Source organism: Mucilaginibacter sp. (assembly GCF_039935595.1).
Classification (GTDB): Bacteria; Bacteroidota; Bacteroidia; order Sphingobacteriales; family Sphingobacteriaceae; genus Mucilaginibacter.
This window is the reverse complement of sequence record NZ_JBDTJZ010000055.1, coordinates 1-19,729: the sequence shown is the minus strand read 5'-3', so window position 1 is coordinate 19,729 and position 19,729 is coordinate 1. Positions and strand designations below refer to the sequence as shown.

Below are 19,729 nucleotides of genomic sequence, written 5' to 3'. Positions count from 1 at the left end.
CTCATACTGAAAATCTTTGTCCGTTATGAAGTTTACTGACGTACCGGTGCTTGGCACACCTGCATAAATTGTTCGTGGTTTTTCAGGTGCAGGGTTTTTTAAAGCCGAAAAATTATCTTTTATTAATTGTTCAACACGTTTTACATCAAAATCACCCACAACTATTATTGCCTGCATATCCGGGCGGTACCAGTCATGATAAAAACTTTTTATAGCATCAACACTCAGCTTTTTAAACGCGTCTGCATCCGGGATAGGAAAACGCGAAGCATACCTTGAATTTTTTAGCAAAAAAGGAATACTTTGTTTTTGAATTCTTTCTTGGGAAGTGTTACCCGTTGTATTTATTTCGTTTATAATTTTAGCACGTTCTTTTTCTATTTCGGCAGCATCAAAAGTAATATTGCCGGCCCAGTCAGCTAAAAGTTTAAAGCCCTTATCAAATATGCTGGCAGTATCTGTAGGCAATGATAATTGGTATACTGTTTCGTCAAATGAAGAGGTTGCCGTTTGGTCCGGGCCATTTCCTGCACCTCTGCTGTTTAAATAAGTGGTTAAATCGGTTTTAGGAAAATTGCGCGTGCCATTAAATGCCATGTGTTCAACAAAGTGCGTTGCCCCCCGCTGTGCGTCTGATTCAAGCACCGACCCTGCCTTATTTACCAGCATAAGCGTTGCCAAATTTTTTGGCAAACCGTTGTTGCGTATATAATAAGTTAAACCATTAGGTAGTTTACCAATTACAACATTGGGGTCAATAGGTAAAATAGCGGGTTTCTGCTGGGTTGCGGCGGCAACAGGTTTGCTTTTTGGCGATTTTACAGGTTTTTTCTTTACCTGTGCAAAACCGGCAGTAGTTATTATTAAAGCTGCAAAGCTTGTAAAAATGATTTTACTAAAATTCATATTGGTTTAAAATTGTGCTAAGATGCAAAAACGAAAGGAGTAGTTAAATAGTATTGAAAATTAAATTATTACACCTTTATAATGATCTTGCGAAGGTACAATATCCACATTAATAACCAAATGAGCAATACCAGCACTACAGCACTTGCAACCGAAGCATTAAAAGGCGAAAAGTAAGGCGCATATAGTGTTTGATAAATAGTAGCGCCGCCAAACTTTAACTTGTTTAAATAATGCGGTATATAGTTGGATAGTATATAAGCGGGCAAAGCGTTAACACCAAAAGCCACAAATGGGGAAGCCCATTTTTTATATCCCTGCACATCAATAAGCCAGTAACAAATACCCAAGCCCACAATGGCCCAGCCACCTGCGTATAATACGTACGAACTTGTCCATAACGCTTTATTAATGGGGAAAAACAAGCCCCAAATTAAACCGGTAACTATAGCTAATACGCCATAGGTAAGCAGCCAGCTTACTTTAACGTTGTCATCGCGATCTTTTCGTTTTAACCAGCTACCTACCCGTATGCCTATTAAACCTGTAACTATAGCGGGCAGCGTACCCAACAGCCCTTCAGGGTCCCAGGTATGCGATTCGCTCCACAAATGGTTTGTAGTAAATACGGTGCGATCAAGCCAGGCGCCTATGTTGGCGGCGGGCTCTAAACTGGCATGGCCGGTATCGGGCACCGGCACAAAGTTGAGTACAACATAATAACCAATTAATAATATTACTATCAGCCAGTCGCGGGTTTTTTGTGAGGTTTTTAAATATATGATGGTACATATAAAATATACAACCGCTATGCGCTGTAATACGCCGGGAAACCTTAAATGAGCAAAGCCGGGATGGAATAATAACTGCGTAATTAGGCTGATAATTATTAATATTACTGAGCGCCGTAATGCACCCCATATTATTTTAGGGTGATTACTAACAACCGCGGCTTTTGTCTCCATGGCATAAACTATGGATACCCCTACGATAAAAAGAAAGAAAGGGAATATCAGGTCGGTAGGGGTACAGCCATTCCATACAGAATGTTCCAGTGGCGCGTAGATATGGCCCCAGTCGCCGGGATTGTTTACGAGGATCATAGCCGCTACGGTAATGCCGCGGAAAATGTCGAGGGATAATAGTCGTGAGTTTTGAGTTTTGAGTTTTGAGTTCGCTGTCATCTGAATACTATTTACCCTTTCTGATTTTATCTATTAACGAAAGTAGCATCTTTCGAATTTCTGTATTTTGTTGATTCAAGGTTTCAAACCCTTCTTTAGAAAGATAGCCTAATTCCTGAGTAATTAAAAAGCAGTTTTCAACTTCATTGGTTGAGCCCAATGACATCTGTAGAAAATGAACTAAATCATTTTGTGTAAATCTGCCGCAACCCTCAGCAATATTATTAGAAATTGAAACAACTGCCCTTCTTGTTTGGCTAGTTAAACTATACTTCTCTTCAGAAGGAAAGTGCGCAGTTAACTTGTATGTCACTATAATTAGTTCGAAAGATTTTTGCCATACTAGCAACTTTTTGAAATCTTGCATCTTTAAACTTAAGGAAAAAACTCAAAACTCACTACTCATCACTCAAAACTTGTATCGTTTAAAAGCTTCCATCGCGGCATATTCTGATAACCCCAGGTTGTCATATTTTTCAGCGGTCTCTCTATTCCTATCCTCCGCTCTTACCCAAAACTCGCGCGAATCCTCACCCGGGAAAACTGCCTTATCCTTTTGGCTTTGATGCTTAAAAATAGCCTCGCGTTTCCTTATCACTTCTGCCGGCGATAATGGTACCGCCATCTCAATTTCATAAGTATCAAACTCCTGCCAGGCGCCGCGGTACATCCATAACCAGCAGTCTTTTATCCAGGGTTCGGCTTCAAGTTGTTTAAGCGCTTTTAAAATAATATTAAAGCATACTACGTGCGTGCCGTGCGGGTCGGCAAAATCGCCTGCGGCGAATATTTGATGCGGCTTTACTTTTTGCAGCAGGTCTACCGTTAAATGTATATCGATATCACTAACCGGGTCCTTTTTTACCTTACCTGTTTCATAAAATGGTAAAGCCATAAAATGTATATGGTCATCTGGCAGCCCGGCATATCGCGCAGCAGATATCGCTTCCGATTTACGGATAAACCCTTTTACATCCCGCGCTTCGGGCGTATCTGGTTGGTTAGGTTGTTTGGTGGCGAAGAACGCGCGCATCTCATCGTGTATGGTTTGTAGTTTGGTAGTGTCTTCGCCAATGTTTTTATTAAAGTCAATAGCAAACTCGGTATACCGCAATACATCATCATCCCAAACAGCGGTGTTGCCTGATGTTTGGTAAGTTACATGCACATCGTGCCCCTGGTCTACTAAACGGATAAATGTACCACCCATAGATATGACATCATCATCCGGGTGCGGCGAAAATATGATACTGCGCTTTTGGGCAGGCAAAGCACGCTCGGGCCGCTGACTATCATCTGCCCCTGGTTTGCCGCCCGGCCAACCGGTAATCGTATGCTGTATCTGGTTAAAAATATCAATATTTATCTGGTAAACGGGGCCTTGCTCCACGGCCAGTTGTGCCATGCCGTTATTATTGTAATCTTCTTCAACCAGCTTTAAAATAGGTTTGTTTACCTTGCCGGATAGCCATATTACGGCCTTCTTTTTTAGCGTATTATCCCAAACGCAATCTTTTACCAGCCACGGGGTATCAAAACGAGTTAACGCTGACGCGGCATCGGCATCCAAAACAAATTCTACATTGTCAGATAGTTGCAAATAAGTAGCAGGCACCTCGCCCGATATTTCTCCCTCAACAGCTTTTTTAACTATAGGTGCTTTCTTTTTGCTCCACGCCATCAGGATAATCTCGCGGGCCTTAAATATGGTGCCAATACCCATGGTTATAGCCTTGGTTGGCACCCGCTCTTTCCCCCCAAAATCGCGCGAAGCGTCTGTACGGGTCAAATCATCTAAAGTAACCAGTCGCGTACCCGAATTTGGCGCCGAGCCCGGTTCGTTAAATCCGATGTGTCCGGTTCGCCCTATGCCTAATATTTGCAGGTCAAGGCCGCCAAGCGCTTCTATTTGTTTTTCATAGTCCAGGCAAAATGCAGCTATATCTTCCTGCTTTAAGGTGCCATCGGGTATATGAATGTTCTTTCGGTCAATATCTACCTTATCAAATAAATGCTGGTTCATAAACGTAACGTAGCTTTGCACCGCTGTTGGTTGCATAGGATAGTACTCATCCAGGTTAAAGGTTATTACGTTTTTAAAACTTAACCCGGCCTCCCGGTGTTGCCTCACCAATTCATTATAAACGCCGATAGGGGTAACTCCTGTAGCCAGCCCTAATACTGTCTTTTCGCCTTTGGCATCTTTGGCGCGTATCAGCGCGGCTATTTTGTTTGCTACCGCTATGGATGCAGCAGCAGCAGTAGGATATACGCTTACAGGTAGCTTTTCGTAACGGGTTTCTTCAAGTAAATTTAATCGGGCCATAATGTTCGGGGCTTTAAACAAATATATCTGGATATAATTTAACTTTTGCGCATCGGCTACAAATAAGTAATTTAAACCCATGTTAGCATTGAACCAAAATCTGCAAAAATTAGTATCCGTTGCGCAAAAGCCTGTCAAACTGGGTATCGGGCTCATGTCGGGCACCTCATTAGATGGGCTGGACATAGCGCTTTGCCAATTTACCGGTACAGGCTTGCAAACAAAGTTTAAGCTGCTCAATTTTACTACCATTTCCTACGATGATCATTTTAAGGATGAAGTGCGGTCAGTATTTTCCAAACGGATGGTCGACCTGGAAAAGGTGTGTTTACTGAATGATTTTATAGGCTCTTTTCATGGCGAATTGATATTGAAGGTATTAGCAGAATGGAAGGTTAACCCTGCCGATGTTGATTTTATAGCGAGTCACGGTCAAACTATTTACCATGCGCCCCAAAGCCTGCATAAACAGCCCGGCTACCCAAATGCTACTTTACAAATTGGCGATGGCGACCATATAGCCGTTAAAACGGGGATATTAACTATTAGTGATTTCAGGCAAAAGCACATTGCAGCCGGCGGCGAAGGCGCACCATTAGCTTTATATGGCGATGTATTATTGGGCAGCAAAGCTGGCCAAAACAGGGTGCTACTAAATATTGGTGGTATTGCCAACCTGACTTACCTACCCGCCAATGGCGACCTGAACAAAGTTTTATGTACGGATATTGGTCCCGGTAATACATTAATAGACGCTGCCTGCAAAAAATATTTTAATAAACCTTTTGATAAGGATGCCGCTATTGCGTTAGGAGGAAACGTTAACCAAGCTTTGTTAACGGCATTATTAGCACATCCATTTTTTATTGAACCCGCGCCAAAAACCACCGGACCGGAGTTGTTTAATTTAGCTTATGTAGATGCAGCGCAGCAGGCATCAAATGCGACCCAAATACCTTTGCCAGATTTGGTAAGAACGCTCACTGCCCTGTCCGCACAGTCAATAGCTAATTTTATAAAGGCCAATTTCCCGGTTGATGATCTGCATTTATTTGCCAGCGGCGGCGGGGCAAGTAACCCATTATTAATGGATATGATAAAACAGGCATTACCAACGGCAACAGTTGCTGGTACTGATGCGTTGGGTATTAACCCCGACGCTAAAGAGGCTATATTGTTTGCATTGTTAGGTAATGAAGCCTTAGCCGGTGAGCCAATGACCATTGGCAATAACCCTGCAGTTTTGATGGGAAAGTTTAGTTTTCCGGTTTAATTATTAAAATGGTATAAAAATACCACCTCACCCGTATAAGCCGGTTTCTTTTCGCCTTCAATTTCCATGGTAACGCCTATGGTGGCTTTGGTAATGCCGCGCAGGTTTATAATAGCTGCCAGGGTGGCTATCAGTCTTACTTTGCTGTTAACCGCTACGGCCTGCCCAAAACGGATATTATCAATACTGTAATTGATCTGCATTTTTAGGTTTTGCACATCAGCTATCTGGTGCCAAAAGTATGGTAACAATGATACCGTTAAATAACCATGCGCTATAGTGGTCTTGAACGGGCTTTCAATTGCCGCCCTTTCCGGATCGGTATGTATCCATTGATGATCTATAGTAGCCTCAGCAAATTTGTTGATCTGATCCTGATCAATTAAATGCCAGCCGGATGTGCCGATCTCTTTGCCTAAATAGGTTTCAAATTCGGCGTAGTTTTTTATGGTTATCATATACGGTGTTTATAATGGTGGGGGTAAAAATAGTAAACCTTATGATATCATCAATAACATGATAATACGAAGGTTATTGAATTTAATATTTATTATACACAAGATGAGGTGAAAAAAATTCTCGCAGACAGAAGAAAGCACTTATTTGCACCTTATTAAAAAAGAATTCTTAATTTTACTTTATGGAATCACATTTAAACAGAATTACTTCTATTCCAGGGCTATGTAATGGAAAGCCTACCATCAGGGGTAAGCGTTTAACGGTGCATACCTTATTGAGCCATTTAGCGGCAGGCGAAACTGAGGCTGAAATTTTTGAATCTTTTCCTTTTTTAGAAAAGGAAGACATCACCGCTGTTTTGGAATACTCGGCTTTGATGGCAGACCATATCAATATTCCGCTATCAAATAAGCAAGTGGCTTAATGAAGTTTTTGGTTGACGCTAATCTTCCACGCAAATTTACCTGGTTTAATACTGCCAACTTTTCTTTCGCACACGATTGGGGCGATGCTTTTCCCGATAAAGCAATTTGGGATTATGCACTTGAAAATGACCTGATCATCCTTACCCGCGATTCTGATTATTTTCATTGGATGATTCAAGCAAAAGTAGCTCCCAAAATCGTCTATTTTAAACTTCAACAACAGGGGCGAAAAGACCTCGAAGCATACTTTGCACGCTATTGGGAACAAATTTGTGCCTTGATAAAAAAACATAGAATGGTAATTGCTTCCATTGATACATTAGATGTTTTTTAATATTAAATAACAGGCTAACACGCAGCAAATGTTAATTCTGTTTTTATATATTTGATATAAGCAACCATCAACCTAATTGCATGATAGCGAACATTTTATTTTTTGGACTAATCATTGCCATAGCGTTGGCTCCGTCGTATTTTATATTTATTGGTTTACTGAGTAAGCTGCGAAAAAACAATAATAACAATGCTAAAACCATAAGTTGGCTGGTAGCAATTGCCACATTTTTTTTAATAGCCTTTGCTATTTTTTATCTTATTATCGTCAACATTAACATTACGCGATAAGCCTCTTATTTCTGATCAGCCATTCGGCAAACAATAAGTTGGGGATAAAGCCCAGCCAGGCATCTATCATATAAAGAGTAACCGGATCTACATGTACAAAGCTTGAGATAACTATTTTCCATAACCGCAAGGTAACAGCAGATAGTGTGAGTGCATAGCTGCGTAGCATAAATTGTTTATGCCTAATTACATTTTTATTTTTTATGGCGATGAGTCCTTTATAAGTAAACCAAAACCATAAACAATCTAAAATAACAAATGCTGTCTTTGTAGGTAGGCCACCGTTGGCATATATGGCCATAATCATAGCCGCGGGAAAATTGATCAGTAAAATATCGAAAACATATATCTTACCCATTAGCTTGTGCAGCGGCCTGTGTTGTTGAAGTATAATGTTTGAGAATTGTGTGAAACCAGCCAATAAAGCGAATATAATGCTGAATACATGTGTGTAAAAAGCTATTTTCCAGGGGAGAATATGAATGTAAGCTTGCTTAAACTGTAAGAAACCAATATTATCCTGCATAGGGTAGTATTGCACAATGCCCCGCAACATTAAAAAGGTGGCCAGGCTTAACGCAAGATAAATGCATAAATATTTAAATATGTATTTTGCCGTTTCCAGTGATTATTTCATGTAAAGGTTGCAGCTAATGTACGTAATGATTGCGGAGCTTAACTAACGCCTATTTTTTCCTCTTTGCTTTTTTAACAAATTCCACTACATCCCCTTGCAAATAAAACAAATAAGCGTATCTTTGCAGTCCCGAAAAAGCGGGGTATAATAAACGTTTAATTAATTTAATTTAAAGCAAGTGAATACGTTAAGTTACAAAACTGTCTCAGCCAACAAAAAAACCGTTAACAAACAATGGGTTGTTGTTGACGCACAAGGCGAGATTTTGGGGCGCTTGTCTACAAAGATCGCAATGATCATTCGTGGAAAAAACAAGCCTGAATTTACCCCAAACGTAGACTGTGGTGATAATGTAATAGTTATCAACGCAGACAAGGTAAAGTTGACCGGAAACAAGTTTAGCGATAAACAATATGTTTCTTACACCGGTTACCCGGGTGGTCAGCGCTTCATTTCTCCTAAGGAGTTAATGGCAAAACATCCAACACGCGTAATTGAAAAAGCCGTGCGTGGTATGTTACCTAAAAGTCGTTTGGGCAAAGCATTGTTTGGCAATTTGCATGTATATGCAGGCGCCGAGCACCCACATGCAGCACAAAACCCAACAGCCATTTAACTTTTAATTTTAAAGGAGAAAAGAAATGCCAACAACAAACACTTCAGGCAGAAGAAAAACAGCCGTTGCCCGCATTTACCTTACCGAAGGTAGCGGCGCAATTACCGTAAACGGTAAAGATTACAAAGAGTACTTCCCTACATTGCCATTGCAATACATCGTAACTCAGTCAACTGAGGTTTCTGGTTCAACCGGATTATTTGATGTAAAAGCTAATGTTGCAGGTGGTGGCGTAAAAGGACAGGCAGAAGCCGTTCGTTTAGCTATCGCGAAAGCCATTGTTGAACTTGATGCTGATAAGAAACCAGCACTTCGCGCTAAAGGTATAATGACACGTGATGACCGTATGGTTGAGCGTAAAAAACCAGGACGCAAGAAAGCTCGTAAGAAATTCCAATTCAGTAAACGTTAATCAAAGGAGGACAACAAAATGGCAAGAACAACATACGACGAATTACTGGATGCAGGTGTACACTTTGGTCACCTTACCCGCAAATGGGATCCGAAAATGTCACAGTACATTTTTATGGAGCGCAACGGTATTCACATTATCGACTTAAACAAAACCTTAACTAAGGTTGAAGAAGCTGCTGCAGCTATAAAACAAATTGTAAAATCAGGACGTAAAGTATTATTCGTAGCTACAAAGAAACAAGCGAAAGATATTGTTGCTGAACATGCAAAAGGTGTAAACATGCCTTTCATAACCGAGCGTTGGTTAGGTGGTATGTTAACCAACTTTGCTACCGTACGCAAGTCAATCAAAAAGATGTCAAACATCGATAAATTGACTAAAGACGGTACTTATAGCAACCTTTCTAAAAAAGAAAGACTGATGATACAACGTGAGCGTATCAAATTAGAAACTTTATTGGGCGGTATTGCCGATTTAAATCGCTTACCTGCCGCTTTGTTTTTAATTGACGTTAAAAAAGAACACATCGCGGTATCAGAAGCGTTAAAGTTAAACATCCCAACCTTTGCAATGGTTGATACTAACTCTGATCCTTCAAACATTGATTTCCCTATCCCTGCAAATGACGATGCTACCAAATCAATTTCATTGATAACAGGTATCATCATCAAAGCTATTGAAGAAGGCTTAGAGGAACGCAAACGCGAAAAGGATGACGAGGCTGAAAAAGAAGCAGCGCAAGCTAAAGCTAAAGCGGATGCTCCTGAAGTTGCCGATAGAGCTCCTGCCGCAGAGGGTAAAAGAACACGCAAAGTAGCGGTTGAAGCCGAAGCTGCTATTGCTGACGAAGCCCCAAGCGCATCTGCTGACGAAACAGAAGAATAATATTAAGTTGTAAGGGTTGTAGATGTTATAAAGGTTTTTAACACTTATAACATTTACAACCTTTTCAACAATTATAACTTTCTATAACATTTAAAACTTTAAAACATGTCTACAGTACAAATATCTGCAACCGACGTAAATAAGCTGCGCCAGCAAACTGGTGCCGGTATGATGGATTGCAAAAAAGCATTAACCGAAACTAATGGCGACTTTGAAGCAGCTATTGACTTTTTAAGAAAAAAAGGTGCTAAAGTTGCTGCCAGCCGTCAGGACAGAGAATCAAACGAGGGTGTGGTTATAGCACGTACATCTGCTGACGGAAAACGCGGTGTTATCATTGAATTAAACTGCGAAACTGACTTTGTGGCTAAAAACGCCGAGTTTGTTGCTTTTGCTAATGCGATTGCTAACGAAGCGGTTGAGCATAATCCAAAATCAGTAGAAGAATTAAATCAACTGTCTATAGACGTTGAAAACTCACGCATCACTATCGGAGAAGCTACTATTGATAAAACAGGTAAAATTGGCGAGAAAATAGGCGTATCTAAATACGAAGTTGTTGAAGGCGAAAAAGTTATTGCTTATATACATGGTAACTTCCGTTTAGCGGTATTGGTTGGCTTAAGTGCTAACGTTGCCGGTGCTGACGAAGCTGGTAAAGACGTAGCTATGCAAATTGCCGCTATGAACCCTGTTGCTATTGATAAGGATGGTGTTGATTCTACAGTTATTGAACGTGAGCTGGAAATTGCTAAAGACCAGATACGTGCCGAAGGTAAACCAGAAGAAATGGTTGAAAAAATTGCTGCCGGTAAGCTGAATAAATTCTATAAAGACTCTACCTTATTAAATCAGGAGTTTGTTAAAGACTCTTCAAAAAATGTTGCGCAGTTTTTGGACAGCGTTAATAAGGGGCTTACGGTTACCGCGTTTAAGCGAGTAGCTTTAGGAGCTTAAATATTTTTAAATCCCCGCTGAAAAGCGGGGATTTTTTTTGTCTAAAATTTTTTAATCGTAGAAACACAATATATTGCGTCTCCACGGAATTTAACAATTAAAATATAAAATTTTAACAATAGCATTAATTCTATATTTTTGGTAAACCTCTCAACTTCATGAAATACAAAAGAATATTATTAAAACTCAGCGGCGAATCGTTAATGGGCGACAGGCAGTATGGCATTGATAACCAACAGGTACTGCAATATGCGCATGATATTAAAGCAGTTTACGACAAGGGTATTGAAATTGCTATAGTTGTTGGAGGAGGTAATATTTTTAGGGGATTGAGTGCCGAAAAATCGGGCATGGAGCGTGCCCAGGCCGATTATATGGGTATGTTGGCAACCGTTATTAATTGTATGGCGCTTCAAAATGCGCTGGAAACAATTGGTGTTGAAACCCGCCTGCAATCGGCCATTAAAATGGAGCAGATTTGCGAGCCTTATATCCGCCGCCGGGCCATGCACCATTTAGAGGTTGGTAAAATAGTAATATTTGGCGCAGGTACCGGTAACCCTTATTTTACTACAGATACTGCCGCATCCCTGCGTGCTATCGAAATAAAAGCCGATGTGGTGTTAAAAGGTACCCGTGTTGATGGTATTTATACCGCTGACCCGGAGAAGGATCCAACTGCTACACGTTATGATGAAATAACTTTTCAGGAAGTATATGATAAGGGCCTAAACGTAATGGATATGACTGCCATTACCCTTTGCCAGGAAAACAAATTGCCTATTATTGTTTTTGATATGAACAAAGAGGGTAACTTTATGAAAATAGCCAACGGCGATGCTATTGGTACGTTGGTTAGATAGAAAGAGTCAAGAAATAAGAGCCAAGAATTAAGAAATGTAAATAGTCTTAACTCTTGATTCTCGACTCTTGATTCTAATTTATATTTTTGACAAAAATTTAAAGCGATGAGCGAACTCATTAAAAAACAAGTTAGTGATGCAAAGGCAGCAATGGATAGAGCCATTGACCATGCAGATAACGAATTAAATAAAATACGCGCAGGCAAGGCAAGCCCATCTATGCTGGATGATGTAATGGTTGACTATTATGGCAGCCCTACACCGTTAAGCCAAGTTGGCAGCGTAAATACACCTGATGCGCGTACCATAGTGGTACAGCCCTGGGAAAAATCAATGCTTGTTGCTATTGAAAAAGCTATAATGGAAGCTAACCTGGGCGTTAACCCTCAAAATGATGGGGTTATTATACGCATTAACGTACCACCTTTAACCGAAGAACGCCGCCGTGATTTGGTAAAAAAAGCTAAAGCTGAGGCCGAAATGGGTAAGGTCGCCATCCGTAACATCCGTAAAGATGCCAATGAAAAAATACGGAAACTAAAAACCGAGGGTGTATCAGAAGATGAAATGAAAACCGGCGAAGCCGAGATACAAAAACTAACTGATGGGTATATTGCAAAGGTAGATCAGCTATCAGAAGCTAAAGAAAAAGATATAATGACGGTTTAATATTTAACCTGATTGTCAAATTAAAGGGAATGAGCTTGTTAGCCGTTCCCTTTTTTTATTTTTACATTTATATATGAACATACTTATATCCTACTTAAAAAATTACCGCTGGACAGTACTACTGGCGTTGCTGCTTGCCAGCATAAATATAGGGTTCTCGCTTTTTGAACCGTTGATAACCGGTAAGTTATTGGACAATTATATTATTCCGCAGGATAGCAAGATCTTTACTTTTGAATATCGCCTGCATGGCTCTCTGATACTTGTCGGACTGTCTATTGGCGCGGCCATGGTATCGCGTATAGCAAAAAACTTCCAGGATTATTTTACCAACATCATTGTTTTAAAAACCGGTGCGCAAATGTACAGTGATGGTTTAAAGCACTCGCTGGAACTACCTTACCAGGTATTTGAAGACCAGCGCAGCGGCGAAACCCTGGGTATACTGCAAAAAGTAAGGCAGGATTGCGAAAAGTTTATTACCTCGTTTATCAGCGTGCTCTTTGTAAGTTTAGTAGGGATGGTATTTGTTATCATTTATTCATTAAAGGTAAATTACCAGGTTACACTAGTTTATTTTGCTGCCATACCTATTATTGCCTATGTAAGCAGCGCGTTAAGCAAGCGCATTAAAACTATCCAAAAAAATATAGTATCAGAAACCACTGCTTTAGCGGGGTCGACCACCGAATCGTTAAGAAATATTGAGCTGGTAAAAAGCCTGGGCCTGGCTAAGCAGGAAATAGAAAGGCTCAATAAAACTACCTATAAAATACTTGACCTTGAACTTAAAAAGGTAAAATTTGTGCGCAGCATGAGCTTTATACAAGGTACCGTAGTGAACCTGGTACGCAGCGTTATGATGCTTATTTTAATGATATTGATCTTTAGACATCAGCTAACAGCGGGGAATTATTTCCAATTCTTATTTTACTCATTCTATTTATTTAATCCGTTGCAGGAGTTGGGCAATGTAATACAGTCATGGCGCGAGGCACAGGTATCATTAGGTAATTTTGAGCGTATTATAAATACACCTATTGATATAAAACCCGAGAAGCCTGTATTGCTGGATAAAGTAAGCAAACTAACCTTTGATAACGTAACTTTTAAACATTTAACCGCAACGCGCAACGCGCTAAACAATATTAGCTTTGAGGTACACAGCGGCGAAACTATAGCTTTTGTTGGCCCATCGGGTTCGGGTAAAACCACTTTGGTGAAGTTGTTGGTGGGCTTGTATCAACCCATGCAGGGCGATATTTTATACAATGATGTATTAAGCAAGGAAATTGATCTTGACCAATTGCGCGAGCATGTAGGCTTTGTTACGCAGGATACGCAGCTATTTTCGGGTACCATACGCGAGAACCTGCTATTTGTGCGCCCGGGTGCTACCGATGCTGAATGTTTAGATGTATTGGAAAAAGCCGCCTGCCAAACCCTAATGGCGCGTGCCAGCAATGGTTTAGATACTGTAATTGGCGAAGGTGGTGTAAAAGTATCCGGCGGCGAAAAGCAGCGTCTTTCAATAGCCCGCGCGTTGCTTCGTCAACCCGACTTATTGGTGTTTGATGAGGCTACGTCATCTTTAGATTCATTGACAGAAGAATCCATAACCGAAACCATCCGGGATGTATCGGTGATGCGAGATTATATTACCATTTTGATTGCACACCGTTTATCAACCATTATGCATGCCGACAGGATATATGTGCTTGAAAAAGGCCGTATCATTGAATCGGGTAAACACCTGGATCTGATAGCGCAAAAAGGTTTGTACTACGCTATGTGGCGCCAGCAAATTGGCGAGAAGGTTGAAGTTGAAGAGTTGGCTGGTTAATCCAACTTTATTGTCATTTCGACGAAGGAGAAATCTATACATTTGCATCGGTAAAAACGTGTATAGATCTCTCACTACGTTTTGAGATGGCAAGTGTAAAGTGAAAAAGACGTTTTACAATAGTTTATACTATACGTTATCCTGATCTTCTTCTTTCACAACGTGTATATCATTTAATGATAATGGCAAAAGATTTTTGGTTTTAAAGTAGGTAAATGTTACTATCAACAACGTCATGCTACCACCAAATAAAACCGCGGGTACGGTGTTTAATAGTTTAGCCGCTATACCCGATTCAAAGTCGCCAATTTCGTTAGAAGAGCCTATGAACATGGAACTTACTGCTGATACCCTGCCCCGCATCTCGTCGGGTGTCAGTAACTGGATTAAGGTACCGCGAATAATAACGCTTACAGCATCAAAAGCACCTTGCCCAAACAAGAATAGCAGCGTTATGTAAAAGCTGGTGGATAAGCCGAAACCGATGATGCAGCATCCAAATCCTGCAACAGCTATCAGCAAGTTGCGCCACGGTTTATCCATAGGCGAAAAACGTACCATTACGATCATGGTAATAGCCGCGCCAAGAGAGGACGCCATACGCATAATACCTAAGCCTTCGGGGCCTACTTTCAGAATATCCAAAGCAAATACGGGTAATAAAGCTACAGCGCCCCCAAAAAATACCGAAAACAGATCAAGACTCATGGCATAAAGCATCATTTTGTTTGTAAAAACAAAATTTAGCCCGGCAGAGAGGCTTTTCCAAATATTTTCTTTGGGTATAAATACAGCAGGATATTTACGCAATTGATATACCAATAGTAAAGCTATCAATAGGGATAATAAGATTATACTAAAAGTTGCTGTCATGCCCGAGATGCCCGCAATCATCTTATCCCCGAAAGCATATGTAAAGCCTGCCACCATCGGCCCCAAAATAGAAGCTATTTGCCAGCTTGTACTGCTCCATGTACTGGCATTAGGGTACACTTCGCGGGGTACGCTATGTGCATAAATGGTAAACGTGGCCGGGCCGTAAAACGCACGGGCAACACCATTACAAAATATCATTGCATACATTATAGGTACTATCCACCCTATGTGAATATAGCCGCTCATGCTCTTTAAGGTAACCGTGAATATAACCAATGATGATAACAGCACACCAATATATATGAGCAGCAGCATTTTACGCTTCTCATACTTATCCGCAATATAGCCGCCGTAAAGCGCTATGCCCACAGCAGGAATTGCTTCACTAAGCCCAATAAACGCAATGGCAACTTTACTATGGGTAATGGTATAAATATAAAAGCCAAGCACTGTGGTTTGCATCTGATAAGCAAACGTGAAGAAAAACCGCATCCCCAGGTACGAGCGGAAATCTTTATACCGAAGGGCTAAAAAAGGATCTTTTTTTACAGGCTGACTATCTGCTTCTGACATATTGTATTACAAATTTACAATTCAAAAAACTTAGGAACTGATATTATTTAATTTTTATAAGCGATTGTCATCTCGAACATAGTGAGAGATCTATACATATTCTAATCAAATAGGCTGTGCAGTGTATAGATTTCTCGTTATCACTCGGAATGAAAGTTGGTTAATGTATTACGATATCTTATCCCAACTTAACCCCGGCTTATTAATTTTAAAGGCCTCATTTAATACCTGGTTTTCTGGCTGTGCCAGTTGCGGGTCAATAGCAAAAATGTTTTCTACCAGTTTGCGTACGGTTTGCAGTAGTTCCTGGTCGGTGGTAAGGTCGGCTATTTTCAGGTCGAGCAGACCACTTTGCTGGGTGCCCTCAATATTACCCGGTCCGCGCAGCTGTAGGTCTATCTCCGCTATCTCAAAACCGTTATTGGTTTTAACCATCGTATTAAGCCTTGTGCGCCCATCGGGACTTAGCTTGTCGTTACTCATCAATATACAGTACGATTGTTCGGCACCGCGCCCTACGCGCCCTCTAAGCTGATGTAATTGCGACAGTCCGAAGCGCTCTGCATTTTCAATGATCATTACAGAAGCATTTGGCACATTTACGCCTACCTCAATAACTGTAGTGGCAACCATTATCTGCGTTTCGCCTTTTACAAAGCGCTGCATTTCAAACTCTTTATCAGCGGCAGGTATTTTGCCATATACAACGCTTACCCGGTATTGTGGCAGCGGGAACTCGCGCGATACCACCTCAAAACCATCCATCAGGTTTTTCAGGTCTAACTTTTCGCTTTCTTTTATCAGCGGGTACACAATATATATCTGCCTGCCTTTGGCTATTTCCTCCCGCATAAATCCAAACATCCGCAGGCGGCTATTCTCATAATAATGAACGGTTTTTATGGGTTTACGGTTGGCCGGCAATTCATCAATTACTGATACATCCAGATCGCCATACAGCGTCATAGCCAGTGTGCGGGGTATGGGTGTGGCAGTCATTACCAATATATGTGGCGGTATGGCGCTTTTTTGCCATAGTTTTGACCGCTGCTCAACCCCAAAGCGATGTTGCTCATCAATAACCACCATGCCCAGGTTTTTATACTGTACCTTATCTTCAATTAAGGCATGTGTGCCTATCAGTATTTTAAGTTCGCCACTCTCCAGTTTTTCGTGCAGTATTTTTCTGTTTTTTTTGGATGTTGAACCCGTTAGCAGTCCCACTTCAACAAAATCATCACCTACTAAATCTTTTATAGTTTGATAATGCTGGTTGGCCAGTATTTCGGTAGGTGCCATTATACAGGTTTGAAAGCCATTATCAATGGCAATAAGCATGGTCATTAAAGCTACCACGGTTTTGCCGCTGCCAACATCGCCCTGCAGCAAACGGTTCATTTGTACGGGGCGCTGGGTATCCTGCCTAATCTCTTTAAGTACCCGCTTTTGCGCGCCGGTAAGTTCAAAAGGTAATTTATGCTGATAAAATTCATTAAAATAATGCCCTACTTTTTCAAACACATTGCCCTTAAACTTTTGTACACGCAATAGCTTGTTTTTTAAAAGCTTTAACTGTAAAAAGAAAAGCTCTTCAAACTTTAGCCGGTATTGGGCCTCATTAAGTTTAGCGGTATCTTCGGGGTAGTGTATATTTTTATAGGCATCGGCCCTGCCCATCAGCTTAAACCGGTTTATAATATACAGCGGTAGTGTTTCAGAAATATCTTTAGCGTGCTGCTCTAGTAAAGTGGTAGTCAGTTTTTCAATGCCCTTGCTATCTAAAGCAAACTGCTTTAGCTTTTCGGTTGAGTTGTAGGCGGGCTGCAAGGTAATATTACCCTTGCGTTTTAAAGCCTCGGGCGAGTAAAGCTCAGTTTCGGGGTGTGGCATTTGCGCCTTACCATTAAAAAATCCGGGTTTGCCAAACAGTATATACGCTTTGCCGGGCACCAGGCTTTTTTCAATCCATTTTATACCCTGGAACCAAACCAATTCAAGTATACCCGTATCATCCTGTACCTGGGCCACCAGGCGTTTGGTGTGTTTTTCGCCCAAAATTTCTTTGCTCACCAGCCTGGCCATAACCTGTACATGGGGCATATCGGGCTGTAGCTCGCGTATCTTATAAAAACGCGTACGGTCAATATGCTTGTATGGGTAGTAGCTTAGCAGAGCGCCAAAGTTGGCTATTCCTAACTCCTTTTTTAAAACGTCGGCACGGGCTGTGCCAACGCCTTTTAAATATTCAATAGGAGTTTGAAATACCTGGCTGTTCAATTTCTATCTATCAGGATTTAACTGCGATTACTGATATTTCAACATTAACGCCTTTAGGCAAAGCGGCCACCTGCACGGTTTCGCGCGCGGGGAAGTTGTTTTTAAAATAACTGCTGTACACCTCGTTAACCTCGGCAAAGTTGTCCATGTCTGTTAAAAAAATGCTGGTTTTAACAATATCATCAAAACCCGCTTTGGCTTCGTTTAATATAGCGCCAATATTTTCCATAATCAGGTTAGTAGCTACGGTTATGTCGTCAATTATCAGTTCGCCGGTAAAAGGGTGCAGGGGTATTTGCCCCGAAACAAATATTAAACCGCCCGCAACTACGGCGTGGCTATATGGGCCAACTGGCGGCGGGGCATCATTACTGTTTATTATCTTCTTCATTTATGTGTAGTTATAATTACTATACCGTAAAACGGTTTATCTTTTTAAAATAAACCAATCTATCAGTTTCCATATAATACCAAGCAAAAACATAATTATGGCAATAGCATTAATGGTATGCATCACCTTTAAATTGAAGCTGGTTGGCCGGTTAGGATCTTTTTTACGGAAAAAGTACATATACAAATTTACATAAATTTAGTATGCAAATTTGGCTTAAGCAAAAAAGGCTCCCCGTATAACGGAGAGCCTTTGTATTATAAACTGAAGTTCAAATTATTTTTTGAATTCAACGCGACGGTTTAGTACACGTCCGTCTTCAGTATCATTAGTAGCTATTGGGTGAGTTTCGCCATAAGCTTTAACTTTTAATTTTTTAGCATCAACACCTGAGTTAACTAAGTAAGTTTTTACTGAGTTAGCACGGTCTTTTGATAAAGCTAAGTTATGAGCAGCAGTACCTTCAGATGAAGCGAAACCGTCAATTTCAACTTTTGCACCTGATGATCTAAGATCAGCAGAAGTAGCATCTAATACAGGGTAAGCAGAAGTACGTAATACTGAGCTGTCAAATTCAAACTGAATGTTTGAGTAAGCAGCAGCAGCAGGACCACCAACTGGTTTTCTCATGAATAATGAAGTATCAATTTTAGGGAATACGATAGGGCAACCAGAACCGTCAACAACGCTGCCGGCAGGAGTGTTAGGGCATTTGTCAAATTGATCAGCAACACCATCGCCGTCTGAATCTTTTTTCAGATCGTTAACAGCAGTTTCAACATTACCAACGCGGGTTCTTAAAGCTGCAACTTCCTGACGTAAAGCTTCGTCATATAACTCGTCATACATCATAGCAACAGGGTTTGCCCACTCTAAGCTTGGTTTTGATTTTGGGCCTAAAGTATACTCTAAACCTGCATAACCGTAAGAGTAACGATCTTTAGTTGGGTATCCTCTGTGAACACCATCAAAGTTATCGCCATCAATAAAGTTTTCATTATAACCAACGTTTAAAGCCAATTGTTCAGTAAGGCGGAATTTAGTACCAACACCTACTGGGACAACCAACTCCGTAACATGGTTAGGCCAGGTTGCAGTTGCAGTTGTAGGTTGACCTGGAGTGTTTGCACCATAAACGGTTGGTTGGTATGAAGCTAAACCCAAACCACCCATTACGAAGAAATTGATAGCATTCTTACGTTTTAAGTAATCAATTGTTACTACGTTAAGAACACCGCTAATGCTTCCTTGCCAAAATTCGGTTTTGTAAGAAGCATAGTTATTACCGCTAATACCATCAGTTACCCAAGGCGCACTACCTGAATTGCCTTGTACATGGCCATAATGTAAATCGCCCTGAATGCCGAAGCTGTGTCCAATTTGATCTCTAAGAGAAACACCGACACCAAAGTCTACTTTGTTACCGTTAAAATCGCTTGATCCACCAGTAGCAAGTTTAGGTGATGTTGCGCCAACATTAACACCAATACTCCATGTATTGTACTGTCCTGCTCCGCCAAATACCTTGGC

Annotated in this window: 21 protein-coding genes; 10 read left to right on the top strand and 11 right to left on the bottom strand. The window is 40.8% G+C overall.

Translation table 11 applies throughout. The features are described 5' to 3' along the window. The 4 genes from ABI367_RS03115 to ABI367_RS03100 form a co-directional block, all read right to left on the bottom strand. Positions 1 to 906 (bottom strand): M16 family metallopeptidase (locus tag ABI367_RS03115; protein ID WP_462227931.1); only part of this gene is annotated, 906 nt, incomplete at its 3' end. A gap of 68 nt (positions 907 to 974) precedes the next feature. Then, on the bottom strand, positions 975 to 2,009 hold the full coding sequence (locus tag ABI367_RS03110; RefSeq protein WP_462258009.1) for an acyltransferase family protein: 1,035 nt from the start codon (positions 2,007 to 2,009) through the stop codon (positions 975 to 977). Positions 2,010 to 2,097: 88 nt separating this feature from the next. Next, complete coding sequence (locus ABI367_RS03105; RefSeq protein WP_462227928.1) at positions 2,098 to 2,457, bottom strand: four helix bundle protein; 360 nt, start codon at positions 2,455 to 2,457, stop codon at positions 2,098 to 2,100. Between the two features lie 42 nt (positions 2,458 to 2,499). Beyond that, positions 2,500 to 4,416 carry a glucosamine-6-phosphate deaminase gene (locus tag ABI367_RS03100; RefSeq protein WP_462227932.1) on the bottom strand — a complete coding sequence of 639 codons (1,917 nt, stop codon included), beginning with the start codon at positions 4,414 to 4,416 and terminating at the stop codon, positions 2,500 to 2,502. 79 nt (positions 4,417 to 4,495) lie between these two features. On the opposite strand from ABI367_RS03100, the gene ABI367_RS03095 reads away from it, so the two are divergent. After that, positions 4,496 to 5,689: an anhydro-N-acetylmuramic acid kinase gene (locus ABI367_RS03095; protein WP_462227927.1), complete on the top strand. Its 1,194-nt coding sequence runs from the start codon at positions 4,496 to 4,498 to the stop codon at positions 5,687 to 5,689. Here ABI367_RS03095 and ABI367_RS03090 read toward each other — a convergent pair. Beyond that, positions 5,686 to 6,147: a MaoC family dehydratase gene (locus ABI367_RS03090; RefSeq protein WP_462227926.1), complete on the bottom strand. Its 462-nt coding sequence runs from the start codon at positions 6,145 to 6,147 to the stop codon at positions 5,686 to 5,688. The two genes, ABI367_RS03095 and ABI367_RS03090, sit on opposite strands and share 4 nt — an antisense overlap. A 182-nt stretch (positions 6,148 to 6,329) precedes the next feature. Here ABI367_RS03090 and ABI367_RS03085 point away from each other — a divergent pair, with 182 nt between their 5' ends. Beyond that, complete coding sequence (locus ABI367_RS03085) at positions 6,330 to 6,572, top strand: DUF433 domain-containing protein (protein WP_462227924.1); 243 nt, start codon at positions 6,330 to 6,332, stop codon at positions 6,570 to 6,572. Then, positions 6,572 to 6,907 carry a DUF5615 family PIN-like protein gene (locus tag ABI367_RS03080; RefSeq protein ID WP_462227923.1) on the top strand — a complete coding sequence of 112 codons (336 nt, stop codon included), beginning with the start codon at positions 6,572 to 6,574 and terminating at the stop codon, positions 6,905 to 6,907. Before ABI367_RS03085 ends, ABI367_RS03080 begins: the two co-directional genes overlap by 1 nt. A gap of 279 nt (positions 6,908 to 7,186) precedes the next feature. Here ABI367_RS03080 and ABI367_RS03075 read toward each other — a convergent pair whose 3' ends face one another. Continuing rightward, positions 7,187 to 7,753 (bottom strand): DUF2306 domain-containing protein, encoded by a 567-nt coding sequence (locus ABI367_RS03075; RefSeq protein ID WP_462258008.1) that lies wholly within the window; start codon positions 7,751 to 7,753, stop codon positions 7,187 to 7,189. 259 nt (positions 7,754 to 8,012) lie between these two features. On the opposite strand from ABI367_RS03075, the gene rplM reads away from it, so the two are divergent. The 7 genes from rplM (at position 8,013) to ABI367_RS03040 (ending at position 14,082) form a co-directional block, all read left to right on the top strand. Continuing rightward, entirely contained in the window at positions 8,013 to 8,450 is a 438-nt protein-coding gene (rplM, locus tag ABI367_RS03070) for a 50S ribosomal protein L13 (protein WP_462227921.1), read from the top strand. A 25-nt stretch (positions 8,451 to 8,475) separates the two neighbouring features. Beyond that, positions 8,476 to 8,862, top strand: coding sequence for a 30S ribosomal protein S9 (gene rpsI / locus ABI367_RS03065; RefSeq protein WP_462227920.1), 387 nt, complete (start codon positions 8,476 to 8,478; stop codon positions 8,860 to 8,862). Between the two features lie 18 nt (positions 8,863 to 8,880). Further along, complete coding sequence (gene rpsB / locus ABI367_RS03060; RefSeq protein ID WP_462227919.1) at positions 8,881 to 9,750, top strand: 30S ribosomal protein S2; 870 nt, start codon at positions 8,881 to 8,883, stop codon at positions 9,748 to 9,750. Positions 9,751 to 9,855: 105 nt separating this feature from the next. Then, the gene (tsf, locus tag ABI367_RS03055) at positions 9,856 to 10,707 is read left to right on the top strand and encodes a translation elongation factor Ts (RefSeq protein WP_462227918.1); all 852 of its coding nucleotides are present in this window, start codon (positions 9,856 to 9,858) and stop codon (positions 10,705 to 10,707) included. A gap of 158 nt (positions 10,708 to 10,865) precedes the next feature. Further along, the gene (gene pyrH, locus ABI367_RS03050) at positions 10,866 to 11,570 is read left to right on the top strand and encodes a UMP kinase (protein ID WP_462227916.1); all 705 of its coding nucleotides are present in this window, start codon (positions 10,866 to 10,868) and stop codon (positions 11,568 to 11,570) included. Positions 11,571 to 11,675: 105 nt separating this feature from the next. Continuing rightward, entirely contained in the window at positions 11,676 to 12,239 is a 564-nt protein-coding gene (frr, locus tag ABI367_RS03045) for a ribosome recycling factor (RefSeq protein ID WP_462227915.1), read from the top strand. Between the two features lie 73 nt (positions 12,240 to 12,312). Continuing rightward, positions 12,313 to 14,082 (top strand): ABC transporter ATP-binding protein, encoded by a 1,770-nt coding sequence (locus ABI367_RS03040; protein ID WP_462227914.1) that lies wholly within the window; start codon positions 12,313 to 12,315, stop codon positions 14,080 to 14,082. A 129-nt stretch (positions 14,083 to 14,211) separates the two neighbouring features. Here ABI367_RS03040 and ABI367_RS03035 read toward each other — a convergent pair whose 3' ends face one another. The 5 genes from ABI367_RS03035 to ABI367_RS03015 all read right to left on the bottom strand — a co-directional run. Continuing rightward, a complete protein-coding gene (locus tag ABI367_RS03035) occupies positions 14,212 to 15,531 on the bottom strand; it encodes an MFS transporter (RefSeq protein WP_462227913.1) in 1,320 nt (439 codons plus the stop codon). Between the two features lie 168 nt (positions 15,532 to 15,699). Then, positions 15,700 to 17,808 (bottom strand): ATP-dependent DNA helicase RecG, encoded by a 2,109-nt coding sequence (gene recG, locus ABI367_RS03030; protein WP_462227912.1) that lies wholly within the window; start codon positions 17,806 to 17,808, stop codon positions 15,700 to 15,702. A gap of 10 nt (positions 17,809 to 17,818) precedes the next feature. Then, the gene (locus tag ABI367_RS03025; protein ID WP_462227911.1) at positions 17,819 to 18,199 is read right to left on the bottom strand and encodes a RidA family protein; all 381 of its coding nucleotides are present in this window, start codon (positions 18,197 to 18,199) and stop codon (positions 17,819 to 17,821) included. Between the two features lie 36 nt (positions 18,200 to 18,235). Then, entirely contained in the window at positions 18,236 to 18,379 is a 144-nt protein-coding gene (locus tag ABI367_RS03020; RefSeq protein ID WP_462227910.1) for a DUF6728 family protein, read from the bottom strand. 96 nt (positions 18,380 to 18,475) lie between these two features. After that, the coding region (locus ABI367_RS03015; protein WP_462227909.1) for an OmpA family protein at positions 18,476 to 19,729 on the bottom strand (1,254 nt) is incomplete at its 5' end.

Bases quoted from the DNA above. Each gene is read 5' to 3' on its own strand.
- ABI367_RS03110 (WP_462258009.1), bottom strand. From the start codon at position 2,009: ATGATCCTCGTAAACAATCCCGGCGACTGGGGCCATATCTACGCGCCA.
- ABI367_RS03105 (WP_462227928.1), bottom strand. From the start codon at position 2,457: ATGCAAGATTTCAAAAAGTTGCTAGTATGGCAAAAATCTTTCGAACTA.
- ABI367_RS03100 (WP_462227932.1), bottom strand. From the start codon at position 4,416: ATGGCCCGATTAAATTTACTTGAAGAAACCCGTTACGAAAAGCTACCT.
- ABI367_RS03095 (WP_462227927.1), top strand. From the start codon at position 4,496: ATGTTAGCATTGAACCAAAATCTGCAAAAATTAGTATCCGTTGCGCAA.
- ABI367_RS03090 (WP_462227926.1), bottom strand. From the start codon at position 6,147: ATGATAACCATAAAAAACTACGCCGAATTTGAAACCTATTTAGGCAAA.
- ABI367_RS03085 (WP_462227924.1), top strand. From the start codon at position 6,330: ATGGAATCACATTTAAACAGAATTACTTCTATTCCAGGGCTATGTAAT.
- ABI367_RS03080 (WP_462227923.1), top strand. From the start codon at position 6,572: ATGAAGTTTTTGGTTGACGCTAATCTTCCACGCAAATTTACCTGGTTT.
- ABI367_RS03075 (WP_462258008.1), bottom strand. From the start codon at position 7,753: ATGTTGCGGGGCATTGTGCAATACTACCCTATGCAGGATAATATTGGT.
- rpsI (WP_462227920.1), top strand. From the start codon at position 8,476: ATGCCAACAACAAACACTTCAGGCAGAAGAAAAACAGCCGTTGCCCGC.
- rpsB (WP_462227919.1), top strand. From the start codon at position 8,881: ATGGCAAGAACAACATACGACGAATTACTGGATGCAGGTGTACACTTT.
- tsf (WP_462227918.1), top strand. From the start codon at position 9,856: ATGTCTACAGTACAAATATCTGCAACCGACGTAAATAAGCTGCGCCAG.
- pyrH (WP_462227916.1), top strand. From the start codon at position 10,866: ATGAAATACAAAAGAATATTATTAAAACTCAGCGGCGAATCGTTAATG.
- frr (WP_462227915.1), top strand. From the start codon at position 11,676: ATGAGCGAACTCATTAAAAAACAAGTTAGTGATGCAAAGGCAGCAATG.
- ABI367_RS03040 (WP_462227914.1), top strand. From the start codon at position 12,313: ATGAACATACTTATATCCTACTTAAAAAATTACCGCTGGACAGTACTA.
- ABI367_RS03035 (WP_462227913.1), bottom strand. From the start codon at position 15,531: ATGTCAGAAGCAGATAGTCAGCCTGTAAAAAAAGATCCTTTTTTAGCC.
- ABI367_RS03025 (WP_462227911.1), bottom strand. From the start codon at position 18,199: ATGAAGAAGATAATAAACAGTAATGATGCCCCGCCGCCAGTTGGCCCA.
- ABI367_RS03020 (WP_462227910.1), bottom strand. From the start codon at position 18,379: ATGTACTTTTTCCGTAAAAAAGATCCTAACCGGCCAACCAGCTTCAAT.